A 13,763-nucleotide genomic window follows, 5' to 3' on the forward strand; every position below is an offset into this window, starting at 1 on the left:
GGGCGGAGGGGCCGCCCCCAGCGGGGTCAGGAGGACCGATGAGCAAGCACGCCGCGACCGGCCGGAGGAATCAGAGGGGCATGATCCTCCGGTGGCGAGCCGGTGACGCTGTGGGCCGTCACAGGGCACGGCCGGCACGATGGGCGGCCCTCGTGCGCTCCGTAGGAAGGGGGTTGTTCGGCCGCCCCGGGCGCGCGTCGATGTTCACCCACTTCGGCCGGTGGACAGGGTTCGGGAACTCCGAAGCGTCGGGGGCGTCGACGAGGTCTGGGCAGGGGCCGGGTCTCGGCCGCATGGGGCGTCGGGCGATCGCCGGCCGGTGGGTGATTGCGAGCCGGTGGGCAGGAGGCGGTCTGTGGGAAGGCGGCCGCCGCCGGTGTGGTGTGGGCGCGGCGGGGAGCGTCCTCGCTGTCAGCGCCCTGGCCGTCCTTCCGATGGCCGAACGGCCGGGACGCCGAGGTGCGGGCTGCCAGGATGCAGGGTGTCGAGATGGCCGGCTGCGGGGCGCTGTGCGGGCGACGCGCGAGTCCCTGAAGTGGCCGTTCGCCGCGCTGCGACGCTCCTTCGCCCGGGCCTCGTGCCGCGCCCGAGAGCTGAGCATTCAGTGGGCGGTGCAGGCCGGGACGAGGGCCGAAGCGGGCATGTCCACCGCGGAGTACGCCGTCGGCACGATAGCGGCCTGCGGGTTCGCCGCACTGCTCTGGAAGGTGGTCACCAGCGCGGAGGTGAGGTCCATGCTCGCCGCGCTCATCCAGAAGGCACTCAAACTGGCCGCCTGAGGCTACCGGTGGTGCGCCGCCATACCTGGGCGCCGGGACGTCGTGTGACGGACGTGCGGCCCCGGCGGGAGCGAGGGTCGGTGACCGCGGAGACCGCTGTCGCACTCCCGGCCCTCGTGCTGGTCCTGACCGCCTCACTGTGGGCGGTGACGATCGTGGGCGCGCAGCTGCGATGCGTCGACGCGGCCCGGGCCGGTGCACATGCGGCTGCGCGGGGCGAGGAGGCCGAGGAGGTGAACGCAGCGGTCCTGCGAGCGGCTCCCGAGGGTGCCACGGTGTCCATTCGCGTGGGAGCGGACACCACTCGGGTCGAGGTCGTCGTGACCGTCCGGCCGCCGTTCAGGTCGCCGTTCCCGCCGGTTCGCCTCCGGGCCGCCGCTGTCTCGGCCACCGAACCCGGCGTGCTCCCGTCATCGACGGCGGACGTGGCGGAGACCCGGCCTCCGGTGGAGGGAGATATCTGATGGGGAGATGTGGCACGTGGGAGGACCGAGCATGCTCCGCGCGGGAACGCGGCTCGGCGACCATCTGGACGATCGCCCTCATGACCGCCGTCTGGGCGGTGGCGATGGTCGTCGTCCAGGTGGGCGTCGCCCGCGTCGCGCGGCACCGGGCGCAGAGCGCCGCCGATCTCGGCGCGCTCGGGGCCGCTCGCGTGGCGCTGGCGGCCCCGGATGAGGCGTGTGATCGCGCGAAGGCGATCACGGTCGCCAACGGCGCGTCGTTGCGGTCGTGCTCGCTGTCGGACGGAGTCGCCGAGGTCGCGGTAACGGTGCGGTTCGCGGTCCCCCTCCTCGGCCCCGCGACGGCCACCGCTTCCGCCAAAGCCGGTCCGGTTGGTGCCGCGGCATGAGGGGCCGATCGTCGGTGGGCGGATCACTACACCGAAAAGAACAAGGCTGCTCTATCCCGGCGGTCCGCCTTAGGTTCCACAGTCGCGGCGGACGAAAAGGAGGACACGCTGACGGAGCGGGCTGGGCCAAGTGGATGCGCCGGACGCCCTTGATCCTCGCACCGATCTGTACGAGACCGGCGTTCGCCGTGGGAGCCGACCTCGATCCGGCCTGGCTCGCGGACTGGCCGGCGTCGATGAGGATGAGCGTGGCCGCGAACCTGTTGGGGCTGCCCGCGGTGGCGGTGCCGACCGGCGAGCCGGGTGGGCTGCCGCAGGCGGTGCAGATCATCGGTCCCCGATTCCGGGAGGATCTCTGCCTGGCGGCGGCGGCCGTCGTCGAAGCCGCTGTCCCGCCGCGACACCCGTCGAGCCGCGATGAGGCGCTGCCAGCCGCTTAGGGTGCGAGCGGTATGTGACGCATTTTGGATCTTCTGTAATGCCAAACTACTTGTGTCGCAATAAAATCACGACTTCTTAGACATACGGTCCAAGAGTGGACGGCTGGCGTAAAGTGCCGCGTACTCTCAGTCGCCGTACGCATTCCGGCCGAGGCAGCCGGGGCGGACGGTTCTCCACGAAGGGATGCGTCGTGACCAGGGTTCGCAGGCTGGGCACAACGGCGATGATCATTTCGATGGCTCTGGCGTCGACGCTGCTGGTCGGTGCCGCACCGGCGAACGCGGCCGACGCCGAGATCCTTTCCCCCTCGGACGGAGAGGTCGTCAAGTCGTCCGGTCCGGTGGCCGTGTCCGCGCAGACGGACTGGTACCAGGTCAGCATGGCCCTGTACGTCGAGGGCCCCTCCACCTCCCGGCAGAAGATCGCTTCCGGCGGCGCGAACCAGACGATCAGCGGATCCTTCGACCCCGGCGACGCCCCCAACGGCACGTTCACAGTCAGCCTGTTCGGTGAGGTAACGCACAAGACCTACGCCACCTCGACCTTTGTGCTGAGCCGCCCGCCGGAGGCCCCCTCCGGGGTCGAGGCACAGCTCAAGAACCCCTCGACGATCCTGGTCAGTTGGGCGAAGGGCGCCGAACCGGATCTCCAGTCGTACGAGATCACATCGGCCAAGGCCGGCAAGTCCGGCTCTGTCTCCGTCGACTCCGCCTGCTCCGGTTCGACCTGTCGGACGAGCCTCGCGCTCCCGGCAGGCATGGGCGGACAGAAGGTGGACGTCTCCGTTCGGGCGTTCCGATCGGACGGCACGGGCGGCACCGTCGGATCTCAGCGCTCCGCGGCCGTGTACGTGGCCGTTCCCGCCCCGAAGGCATCCCCGAGCCCCTCACCGAGACCGTCGAAAAAGCCGGGCCAGTCGGCGGTCGAGTCGCCCGCCGCCAAGAACCCGAAGACACACCAGCCCACTGCCGTGCCGAACCCGGAACCGGCACTACCGAAGGACACCACGCCGCCCAAGGAAACCGAGCTGCCGGAAGACACCGAGCTCACGCTGCCGGAGGCGAACGGCGGCAGCGACCAGACCGAGCCGGTGGTCGTCCCGGAGAAGACCGACGATCCGAAGATGACGGCTCAGTCCTCTTTCCTGCCGCTCGGCGGGCTCAGCTTCGGCGTGTACGTCGCGCTCGCCGTCGTCCTGCTACTCACCGGCGCGAACCTGGGTGCCTGGCTGCGGCGCAGGGGCTTGACCGGGGACAGCGCGGGCGACGGACGATCCCGTGGCCCGGAGCCGCAGCCGGTGACAGGAAAGACGGGCACCTCGCCTCAGTCCGCCACGGTGGCCAGTGGCGCGGCCGCGCTCAGCGGCGCCGCCACGGCGAAGGCCCGGGGGAACGCGCCTGTACGACGTCCCTCCGTAATCCTGGCCAGGCCCAAGGCGCGCGAAAACCTTCCGGAGACGGAGGCCGACACCGGATCCGTCCTGAGCGGCACCTCCTCGACGACGACGAGCACGCTCACAGGCACAGGCGCGATCACGGACACGGGCGCAGGCACAGGCACGCTCACAGGCACAGGCACGATCACAGGCACAGGCACAGGCACGATCACGGGCGCAGGCACAGACGCGATCACGGGCACGGGTCAGGAGACCGCGTTGTCCGATCACGAGCCGGCCGCCCCTTTCTCCCGGCCGGACCAGCTGGAGCCGCTCCCGGCTGTCGCTGAAATCAGCCTTGGAGCGTCACCTGCGGCTGAGGCGGCCTTCGCTTCCCCCGCAGCCGAGGACCTCACTCCCGGTGACCCGGCTTCCGGCGGCTCGGTTTCCGGCGGCTCGGCTTCCGATGACCCGGCTTTCGCTGCTCACCCGGCTGACGGAACTGCTTCCGCCGCTCTTCCGCCGAACGGTGCCACTGTGGACTCTGCCGTCGCCGGTGCGGCTTCCCCCACATCGTCGTCCGGTGATCTTCCGGCCTCGGCCGTCTCCACCCAAGGCGAACCGTCTGTGCAGTCCGCCCTGGACCGGCTGGCATCGCTTCCTCCGTTGACGGCACGGCTGGGTGACGGCGGCCGAACGACCCCCGCTGACGTACCGCTGTCTCCGGCGGCTCGGCCCGGGCAGATGCCGGTGGTCCCGGCGCCGACGGTGCCCACGGGCGTGGAGATCAACGGCCAGATGCCGGAACGGCCTCTCCGCCAGCCCGAGCCGGACGTCTGGACGGAGGACGACGACAGCCTCTACTCCGGCCGCCACCGCGACCTCTGACCGCCGCGGGCTCCCGTACGTGCCCGGAACACGTTCCTCCGGCCACCCGTCAGGAGCGGGAGCAGCCGCCAAGGCCGGCCAGGGGACGCGACGCCGCCGCGAACCCTGGAGGTTGTGGCGGGAGGGCCCGCGCCCATCTGCCGGACGACGTGATCCGCGCGCCGGGTCAGGCGCCCAGGAGGATGTCGAGGAGGCGGATCGCTCCGGCCTTGTCGAGCGGCTCGTTGCCGTTGCCGCACTTTGGGGACTGGATGCAGGACGGACAGCCGCGTTCGCATTCACATGAGGCGATCGCCTCACGCGTGGCCGTCAGCCAGTCGGAGGCCCGGGCGTACCCGCGCTCGGCGAAGCCCGCGCCTCCGTCGTGGCCGTCGTAGACGAAGACCGTGAGCAGGCCCGTGTCGGGATGGAGCTCGGTGGACACGCCTCCGATGTCCCAGCGGTCGCAGGTCGCGAACAGCGGCAGCAGGCCGATCGAGGCGTGCTCGGCCGCGTGCGCCGCCCCGCCGAGATCCACGGCGCGTCCGGGCTGGACGAGATCGGCGAGGGCGGGAGTGGGCAGGGTCCACCAGACCGCGCGGGTGCACAGCGTGCGCGGCGGCAGGTCGAGCGGCTCCTCGCCGAGGACCTCTCCGGTCTGGGTGCGCCGCTTGAGGTACGAGACGACCTGGCGGGTGACCTCCACCGAGCCGAAGTGCAGGGTGCCGGGCCCGAAGGGCCGCGAACGCAGCGACTCCATCACCCGGATGTCGGTGACGTCCCTCGCGAAGGTCGCGTAGTCCGGTTCGGCGGCGGTGACCAGGGCGACCCCCGCGTCCAGATCGAGCACGTCGACCACGAACGTCTCGCTCTGGTGCAGGTAGACGGCTCCGGGGTGGACCATGGTGTGCGCCGACGGCTCGTCGACCGTGCCCAGCAGGCGGCCGGTCGACGCCTCCACGACCTGCACCGGGGCGCCGCCCGAGCCGCGGATGTCCGCCAGGTCGGCCGCGTGGTCCCGGCTCGTCCAGAACCACCCCGTGGGCCGCCGGCGCAGCAGTCCGCGGCTCACGAGGTCGTCGAGCACGTCCGGCGCCGCCGGGCCGAAGATCTCCAGATCGTCCTCGGTCAGCGGGATCTCCGCGGCGGCCGCGCACAGGTGGGGTGCCAGCACGTACGGGTTGTCGGGGTCGAGGACGATGGCCTCCACCGGCCGTCCGAACACCGCCTCCGGGTGATGGACGATGTAGGTGTCCAGCGGGTCGTCGCGGGCGATCAGCACGGCCAGCGCGTCCTGGCCCGCGCGGCCGGCCCGGCCCGCCTGCTGCCACAAGGAGGCGCGGGTGCCGGGCCACCCGGCGATGAGGACCGCGTCGAGCCCCGACACGTCGACGCCGAGTTCGAGCGCGTTGGTGGTGGCCAGGCCGGTCAGCTCGCCCGACCGCAGGGCCTTTTCGAGAACCCGCCGGTCGTCGGCCAGGTAACCCGCCCGATAGGCCGCCACCCGGTCGGCCAGCCTCCCTCCACGATCTTCACGGCGCCCCGCGCCGGTCTCGGCCGCATCTGCGGCCTCGGTGGCCTCAGCGGCCTCAGCGGCCTCGGTGGCCTCCGGGGAGGACCGTACGCGCACTCCAGCTCGCTCAGAGGCCCCGCCGAAAGCCCCGCCGAAAGCCCCACCGAAAGCCCCACCGAAAGCCCCGCCGGGGGCCTGCTCGGAAGCCTCACCGGAAGATCCCCCGTCGTTCCGGCCGCGCATCTCTTCCGGCACGCCCTCGACATCCTCCCCGTACGGCGCGGGCCCGGCGTCGATGAGGGCCTCGACCTCCTCCAGCGTGCGTCGGGCGGTGAGGGCCACGGCTTCCGCGGCGCGGCGGGAGCGGACGAACGCGAGAGTGCGTACGTCCTCGATCACGAGGTCCGCCAGGAGGTCGGCCGCCTCGGCCGTGGCCGTGCGGCGGACCGGGGCCCCGCTCTCCCCGCGTAAATCGGTCAGAGGCGGCTCCCACAAAGCGAAGGTGGTCGAACCCCTCGGAGAGGCGTCCGTGGTCACCTCGGCCATCTCAAGGCCGGTCAGGCGCACTCCCGCGGCGGCGGGGTCGCTCGCGGTGGCCGACGCCAGCAGGAACACGGGAGAGGAGCCGTACCTGGCGGCGACCCGGCGCAGCCGGCGCAGGATCTGGGCGACGTGGGAGCCGAAGACACCCCGGTAGCCGTGACACTCGTCCACGACAACCAGTCGCAGCCGCCGCCAGAAGGACGACCAGGACGAGTGCCGGGGCAGAATCGACCTGTGCAGCATGTCCGGGTTGGTCAGCACGTAGTTGGCGTTCTGGCGGACCCACCGGCGTTCCTCCGGCGGCGTGTCCCCGTCGTACGTCGCCGCGCGCACCTGCGTCAGCCGCAGCTTCCGCAGGGCCCTGAGCTGGTCGGCGGCGAGCGCCTTGGTGGGGGTGAGATACAGCACGGTGCCGCCGGAGAAGATCTCCGTGACGGCCGGGACCAGGTAGGCCAGGGACTTCCCGGACGCCGTCCCTGTGGCAATGATCACGTTTTGGCCACGTTTAACCAGCTCGGCGGCCTTAAGCTGGTGTTCCCACAGACCGGCGACCCCCTGCAGACGCAGTCGCGAGACCAGCAGATCAGGGGCCCATTCCGGCCATCTTGCCTCACCTGCCTGACGTGCTGGAACATGCTCCACATGAGTCACGCGCCCCCGGCGTGCGGGAACCGCGAGCAGGCGGGTGAGAAGGTCGCCTGTTCGGGCAGAGGACGAAGAAGTCGGAGTCACTGGTTTCCAGTTTGGCATCTGCGGGGAGAGTCGCCCGGAGTCGTGATTTCGTATAGACACGGAGTCGTAGCGTGGTTGAATGCCGCGCATCGGGTCGTGCCTCTGGACTACCAGGATGCATGACCTGTATCGAGACCTACGCAAGTAAGGCGCTGGAGGATCTGTGGATCTGAAGTTGGACCACCATTCCGAGGACAATCTCACCATCGTCGATGTCGAGGGTGAGATCGACGTCTACACCGCGCCCAGACTGCGTGAGCTGCTGATCGACCTGGTCAACAAGGGCAACTTCCACCTGCTCGTGAACATGGAGAAGGTGGACTTCCTCGACTCGACGGGCCTTGGCGTTCTGGTCGGCGGCCTCAAGCGGGTGCGGGCGCACGACGGTTCCCTGGAGCTCGTCTGCACGCAGGAGCGCATCCTGAAGATCTTCCGCATCACCGGCTTGACGAAGGTCTTCGGGATCTACGCCTCGGTCGAGGAGGCCAAGGAAGCCCACGGCCGGGACAAGTGACGGCCGGGGACTCAGCAACATGGCCACCGTCGAGCTGACGTTCAGCGCTCTGCCCGCCCACGTGCGTACGGCCCGGCTGGTCGCCACGGCCATCGCCCGGCGTACGGGAGTGGCGGAGGCGATCCTGGACGAGGTGCGGCTCGCCGTCGGAGAGGCGTGCTCGCGGGCTGTGGAGGCGCACCGCCTCCACTGCCCGGGGGAGCCCGTACGCATCGAGTTACGCGATGACGCGGGGCGTTTCGAGGTGACGGTCACCGACGCCGCCCCGAGCGAGGACGTGACGCCCCAGGTGCTGGAGGCGAACGGCAGCCTCGTGCCCGAGATCGACAATCTGGGCATCGCGGTCATCGCGGGGCTGGCCGACGACGTCGAGGTGCTCCCCGGGCCGAAGGGCATGCGCATCCGCATGAGCTGGCCCGCGTCTCCCAACGGCGTCGCCGCCCTCTGACCTCGGAGAGCCTCGGGAAGCCTCGGGAACCTCGGAGAATCTCCGGGAATCTCTGAGAACCTCCGAGGACCCTCGAGAACCTCCGAGAACCTCCGAGGACCCTCGAGGACATCCGTGGACCCCGAGGGCCTGCGAAGACGTCCGAAGACCTTCGAAAGCCTCCGAAGACCTTCGACGCAAGACCTTCGACGCAAAGACCTTCGAGGCACGACCTTCGAGCAGATCGAGTGTCGCCCCCCGGCGTGACACTCGATCTTTTGCTATGCCCGTCCCAATTTCGGACGTCCCTAATCAGGAACAAGGGCTGGCCGTAACAGGCGCGACCATCACCGCCGCGCCCCTGACTCCGCTGGTCAAAGCCCCTTCATAGCGGTGCAAATGTTCGTCCATTACTGGACGCCGCTTCGATTACGGGGCACGAGGGCCTTCATATCCGTGGCGTCGCTGCGTAGACTCCCGGCACCGGCCAAGGTATTGCGGATGCAACCGGAAGCGGCACTTGCCAACCCGCCCGGAAGCGCCGCACGGCCAGTGGGTTCGTCCAGCGTCGTCCGGGCAGGGAGACCGAAACCCCGTCTGGCCGAGGAGGACGGATGTCTGCCTTGCACGCCGCTGGCGAAGGCGCAGCGGTAGCTCTGAACGGTTCCCATCTCACTCTTGTCATAGTCGTCGCCGTCGTGGCTTTGCTGGCATTGGCCGTCGCGGGCGGTCTCGTCCGGGAGGTGCTCGCCGCCGGGCAGGGCACCGAGCGGATGCAGAACATCGCGCGTGCCGTGCAGCAGGGCGCCGCCGCGTATCTCGCGCGGCAGTTCCGGACGCTTGCGATATTCGTCGTTGTCATTCCGTTCCTGCTTCTGTTGCTCCCGGCGGGCTCTACCGGTGAGCGAATCGGCCGGTCCGTCTTCTTCGTCGTCGGCGCGGTGTTCTCCGCGCTGACCGGTTTCATCGGCATGTGGCTCGCCGTACGCGGAAACGTCCGCGTCGCGTCCGCCGCCCGCGAGTCGGGTGAGAGGACCGCGATGCGCATCGCGTTCCGCACGGGTGGCGTCGCCGGCATGTTCACGGTCGGCCTGGGCCTGCTGGGCGCCGCGATCGTCGTGCTCGTCTACAAGGGCGACGCGCCGAACGTCCTCGAGGGCTTCGGCTTCGGCGCCGCGCTGCTCGCGATGTTCATGCGTGTCGGCGGCGGCATCTTCACCAAGGCCGCCGACGTCGGCGCCGACCTGGTCGGCAAGGTCGAGCAGGGCATCCCGGAGGACGACCCGCGCAACGCCGCCACCATCGCCGACAACGTGGGTGACAACGTCGGCGACTGCGCCGGCATGGCCGCCGACCTGTTCGAGTCGTACGCCGTCACGCTGGTCGCGAGCCTGATCCTGGGCCGGGCCGCCTTCGGCACCGAGGGCCTGGTCTTCCCGCTGATCGTCCCCATGATCGGCGTGATCACCGCGGTCATCGGCATCTTCACCACGGCTCCCCGTTCCAACGACCGTTCCGGCATGACCGCCATCAACCGCGGCTTCTTCATCTCCGCCGCCATCTCGGCGGTGCTGGTGGCCGTCGCGGCGTTCGCGTACCTCCCGTCGAGCTTCGCCGAACTGTCCGGCGCCTCCGCGGACGTCGCCGCGCTCACCGCCGACCCGCGCCTGATCGCCATCGGCGCGGTGCTCGTGGGCCTGGTCCTGGCCAGCGCCATCCAGATCCTCACCGGCTACTTCACCGAGACCAACCGGCGCCCGGTCCGGGAGATCGGCGAGAGCTCGCTCACCGGTCCCGCCACCGTCATCCTGTCCGGCATCTCGGTCGGCCTGGAGTCCGCGGTCTACTCGGCGCTGCTGATCGGCGGCGCGGTCTACGGCGCCTTCCTGCTCGGCTTCGGCAACGTGACCGTGGCGCTGTTCGCCGTGGCCCTCGCGGGCACCGGCCTGCTGACCACGGTCGGCGTCATCGTGTCGATGGACACCTTCGGCCCGGTCTCCGACAACGCCCAGGGCATCGCCGAGATGTCGGGCGACGTCGAGGGCGAGGGCGCCCGCGTCCTCACCTCCCTGGACGCGGTCGGCAACACCACCAAGGCCATCACCAAGGGCATCGCGATCGCGACCGCCGTGCTCGCGGCGACCGCGCTGTTCGGCTCGTTCCGCACCGCGGTCGAGGGCGAGCTCGCGAAGGCGACGCAGGGCGTGAAGAACGCCCTGGGCTCGTTCGCCAACTTCAGCCTCTCGGTGGACGCCCCGAACGCCCTGGTCGGCCTCGTCGTCGGCGCGGCCGTGGTGTTCCTGTTCTCCGGCCTCGCGATCAGCGCCGTCGGCCGCGCCGCCGGCCGGGTCGTGTACGAGGTGCGCGAGCAGTTCCGCACCAAGCCGGGGATCATGGACGGCAGCGAGCTGCCTGACTACGGCCGCGTGGTGGACATCTGCACCCGCGACTCGCTGCGCGAGCTCGCCACCCCCGGCCTGCTCGCCGTGCTGACCCCGATCGCGGTCGGCTTCGCGCTCGGGTACGCGCCGCTCGGCGCCTACCTGGCCGGCGCCATCGCGGCCGGAACGCTGATGGCGGTGTTCCTCGCCAACTCCGGCGGCGCCTGGGACAACGCCAAGAAGCTGGTCGAGGACGGCCACCACGGCGGCAAGGGCTCGGAGGCGCACGCCGCCACCGTGATCGGCGACACCGTCGGAGACCCGTTCAAGGACACCGCCGGCCCGGCCATCAACCCGCTGATCAAGGTGATGAACCTGGTCGCGCTGCTGATCGCCCCGGCCGTCGTCGCGTACGCCGACAACGTCGCGGTCCGTGCCACCGCGACGGTCGTCGCGGTCGCGGTCGTCGTCGGCGCCGTGGTCGTCTCCAAGCGCCGCGCCACGGGCATCGCCCCGTCCGGCGAGGCCGACAAGGCGTCCCGCGCCACGGAGCCCGTCGCCCACTGACGCGGCCCGCACCACGGCCCGAAGGTCCCCTGCTCCTGGAGCGGGGGACCTTCTCCTTACACTGAGCACTTATGGACAAGCCGAACGGGGGCAGGACGCTGGCGCTGATCCTGCTGACCATGGCGGTGATGATCGCCGTGATCGTGGGCCTCGCCGTCTGGGCCATGCCATGAGCGCCCGGACCCTCGTCGTGGTCAGGCACGCCAAGGCCGGCCATGCGCTCGGCCTCCCGGACCGCGAACGTCCGCTCACCCCGGGCGGTGAGCGGGACGCCCGGGCGGCCGGGGAGGAGATCCGGAGGTTCGCCCCCGGACTTGTCCTGTGCTCGCCGTCGGTCCGCACCCGCAGGACCGCCGAGCTGCTCGGTCTCGACGCCCCCGTCGAGATCGAACGCGACATCTACGAGGCGTACCCCGACGACCTGCTCGGCGTGCTGCGCCGTACGGACGGCGAGGTCGCGTCCGTGGTGCTGGTCGGCCACAACCCGGGCGTGCACGAGCTCGTCGCCGCCCTGACGGACGCCAGGCTCGACGGCTTCCCGCCCGGCGCGTACGCGGTGATCGAGCTGGACGTGCCGTGGGAGGACGCCGCCCCCGGCACCGGACGGCTGGTCCATCTGAGCCGCACCTGATTGCGGCCCGGCGAGGCGGGTAGTAAGAAGCGCCTGCCGCTCAGGAACGTCGTGCTCGCCAGGGCGCCGAGGCTGGAGGATCCGCGCCTCGCGCTCGGCTTCGGCCTGACCGGGGCCGCCTGCCTGGTGATCCCGCTGCTCACGGGCCTGCTCACCGGTCACCCGGCGGGCGGGGCGACGGTCGGCCTCGGCGCGTGGCTGGTCGCGGCGCGGGCCATCGCGAACCCCGCCGGCGTGCGCACGCCCTACCTGCTCGGCGTCGTGCTGTCGGTCGGCGTGGGGACGTCGCTGGGGATCCTGCTGTCGGGCAGCAGCTGGCTCATGGTGGCCGTCGCCTCGGCCCTGGCCGGGCTGGGCGGCCTGGTCCGCCCGATCGGCGTCACCCCGGCGCTCACGCTGCTGCTGACCGCCGCCAACCCGCTGCCGCTCGACCCCGTGCCGCACACGGGCCTGCAACTGCTCGGCGGTCTGCTGGCCGCCGTCCTGCTCACCCTGCCCTGGCCGTGGCGGCGCACCCGCCCGGTGGTCACGATGCTGGGCGAGACGGCCGACACCCTGGCCGGGCTGGTCGAGGCCGTGGCCGACCCGGCGGTGGGCCGGGACGAGTGGGACGAGCGCCGCAGGAAGGCCGCCGACGCGATCGCCGAGGTCCGTACGGCCCGGGCCCGCCGCCTGCGGTGGGAGCGGTCGAGGGCGGCCGAGGACGTCGCGATCGCGTTGCGCCGGGTATTCCACGAGATCGTCGCGTTGCGCGGGCTGTGCGACACGCTGGCCCGGCGTGCGCCCGGCGCGGCGGACGAGGCGAAGCTCGGCGACCTCGTGGGCTCGCTGTCCGCGTCGCTGCGGGCCTACCTGGCCGAGTGCCCGCCCGAGCACGTGCCCGTCGTGGACTTCGGCGACCGGGTCGACCGGCTGCGCGACCGGGCCGCGGGCGGCGAGCGCGAGATGGTCGTGCTCGTCCTCCTCCGGCAGATCGCCCACAGCGCCGGGCGGATCCGGGAGGCGCTCGACGGCTCCGCCGAGGCGGCCCGCCGCCTGTGCGCGCCCGGCCTCGATCTGGCCCCCCTGGCGGTCCCCCCGCCGCTCGCCTTCGACGACCCGCGTGTGCGGCACGCCCTGCGGGTCGTGCTCGGCACCGCCTTCGCCTCGATCGTCATCGTGGTGGTCAAGCCCGCGTTCCCGCACTGGCTGGTGATCGCGGTGCTGGTCACCATCCAGCCGACGTACGGGGAGACGCGGGCCAAGGTGTGGGCACGGGTGGGCGGCAGCACGGCCGGCGGGCTGGTCTCGGCCGCCATCCTGCACCTCGCGCCGGGTCACTGGCCGCTCGTCGCGCTGATCGGGGTGTCGGCCGCGCTGGCGTTCGGCCTGGCCCCGACGCACCAGGCCTACTGGGCGACGTTCATGACGATGTGCGTGCTGCTGCTGCTCGACTTCCAGGTGCCGCAGACCGCCCGGATCGCCGAGTCGCGGGTCGTGCTGACCGTCGTCGGCAGCGTCATCGCCATCGCGTGCGCGCGGCTGCTGTGGCCGCGCGGGGAGACCGAGCGGCTGGCCGAGCGGGTCGGCCGGATGCTCGACTCGCACGCGGCGGTCGCCCGGGCGCTCGCGCAGCTGGCCAGGGGGAAGGCGGGCGCGGAGCGGGCCGAGGAGCGGATCAGGAAGGCCGCGGTGGACGCCGAGATGGTCGTGGGGGCGCTCGGCTACATCGCGAAGGAGCCCGGCGGCACGGTCCCCGACGCCGTCGACGAGGCTCTGGAGGCCGCCCAGCGGGTCCGCGACGACCTGCTGACGCTGATCTCGGTGCTCCGCGACGAGCCGACCGGCGCCGGGCCGGTGCCCGACGTCCTGGACGCCGTGGGCGGCCACCTGCGGGCCGCCGCGCAGGCCGTGCGGGGGCGCGAGCCGTACGAGCCGGCGGCGGAGGTGAGCCGGGGGCTCGCGGACGACGCCGTGTGGGTCGGCGCCCAGGCCGAGCGCCGGCTCACCGAACTTGAGGCGGACGCGACCGAGCCGGGCTCGGGGCGGGCCCTGCTGCGCACCGCCGCCGTCGACCAGGCGCTGCGCTCGCTGGACGCCGACGCCGTACGGCTGTGCGCGGCGGCGGCCGACGCCTTCGCGAACAGGCCCTGAGGCGTCA

Annotated in this window: 11 protein-coding genes; 10 read left to right on the top strand and 1 reads right to left on the bottom strand. The window is 71.6% G+C overall.

Annotated elements, in window-relative coordinates; all coding sequences use genetic code 11:
• The first annotated feature begins 509 nt into the window (after positions 1 to 509).
• The 5 genes from ABZ857_RS03830 to ABZ857_RS03850 all read left to right on the top strand — a co-directional run bounded on the left by ABZ857_RS03830 (position 510) and on the right by ABZ857_RS03850 (position 4,336).
• On the top strand, positions 510 to 779 hold the full coding sequence (locus ABZ857_RS03830; RefSeq protein WP_357037005.1) for a DUF4244 domain-containing protein: 270 nt from the start codon (positions 510 to 512) through the stop codon (positions 777 to 779).
• Positions 780 to 823: 44 nt separating this feature from the next.
• The gene (locus ABZ857_RS03835; RefSeq protein WP_357037008.1) at positions 824 to 1,243 is read left to right on the top strand and encodes a TadE family type IV pilus minor pilin; all 420 of its coding nucleotides are present in this window, start codon (positions 824 to 826) and stop codon (positions 1,241 to 1,243) included.
• On the top strand, positions 1,243 to 1,632 hold the full coding sequence (locus ABZ857_RS03840; RefSeq protein WP_357037011.1) for an Rv3654c family TadE-like protein: 390 nt from the start codon (positions 1,243 to 1,245) through the stop codon (positions 1,630 to 1,632). Before ABZ857_RS03835 ends, ABZ857_RS03840 begins: the two co-directional genes overlap by 1 nt.
• Before the next feature lie 134 nt (positions 1,633 to 1,766).
• Entirely contained in the window at positions 1,767 to 2,072 is a 306-nt protein-coding gene (locus ABZ857_RS03845) for an amidase family protein (RefSeq protein ID WP_357037014.1), read from the top strand.
• A gap of 236 nt (positions 2,073 to 2,308) precedes the next feature.
• Positions 2,309 to 4,336 carry a hypothetical protein gene (locus ABZ857_RS03850; protein WP_357037017.1) on the top strand — a complete coding sequence of 676 codons (2,028 nt, stop codon included), beginning with the start codon at positions 2,309 to 2,311 and terminating at the stop codon, positions 4,334 to 4,336.
• 166 nt (positions 4,337 to 4,502) lie between these two features.
• Here ABZ857_RS03850 and ABZ857_RS03855 read toward each other — a convergent pair whose 3' ends face one another.
• Positions 4,503 to 6,863 carry a DEAD/DEAH box helicase gene (locus ABZ857_RS03855; RefSeq protein WP_357037021.1) on the bottom strand — a complete coding sequence of 787 codons (2,361 nt, stop codon included), beginning with the start codon at positions 6,861 to 6,863 and terminating at the stop codon, positions 4,503 to 4,505.
• A gap of 403 nt (positions 6,864 to 7,266) precedes the next feature.
• Between ABZ857_RS03855 and ABZ857_RS03860 the strand changes: the two genes are divergently transcribed.
• The 5 genes from ABZ857_RS03860 (at position 7,267) to ABZ857_RS03880 (ending at position 13,756) form a co-directional block, all read left to right on the top strand.
• Positions 7,267 to 7,617, top strand: coding sequence for an STAS domain-containing protein (locus tag ABZ857_RS03860; protein WP_030506779.1), 351 nt, complete (start codon positions 7,267 to 7,269; stop codon positions 7,615 to 7,617).
• A gap of 19 nt (positions 7,618 to 7,636) precedes the next feature.
• Positions 7,637 to 8,065, top strand: coding sequence for an ATP-binding protein (locus ABZ857_RS03865; RefSeq protein WP_357037024.1), 429 nt, complete (start codon positions 7,637 to 7,639; stop codon positions 8,063 to 8,065).
• 593 nt (positions 8,066 to 8,658) lie between these two features.
• Positions 8,659 to 10,992 (top strand): sodium-translocating pyrophosphatase, encoded by a 2,334-nt coding sequence (locus tag ABZ857_RS03870; RefSeq protein WP_357037027.1) that lies wholly within the window; start codon positions 8,659 to 8,661, stop codon positions 10,990 to 10,992.
• A gap of 169 nt (positions 10,993 to 11,161) precedes the next feature.
• A complete protein-coding gene (locus ABZ857_RS03875) occupies positions 11,162 to 11,623 on the top strand; it encodes a histidine phosphatase family protein (protein WP_357037030.1) in 462 nt (153 codons plus the stop codon).
• Positions 11,624 to 13,756 carry an FUSC family protein gene (locus ABZ857_RS03880; protein WP_357037033.1) on the top strand — a complete coding sequence of 711 codons (2,133 nt, stop codon included), beginning with the start codon at positions 11,624 to 11,626 and terminating at the stop codon, positions 13,754 to 13,756.
• Positions 13,757 to 13,763 lie beyond the last annotated feature (7 nt).

Source organism: Microbispora sp. NPDC046933 (genome assembly GCF_040644635.1).
Taxonomy (GTDB): Bacteria; Actinomycetota; Actinomycetes; order Streptosporangiales; family Streptosporangiaceae; genus Microbispora.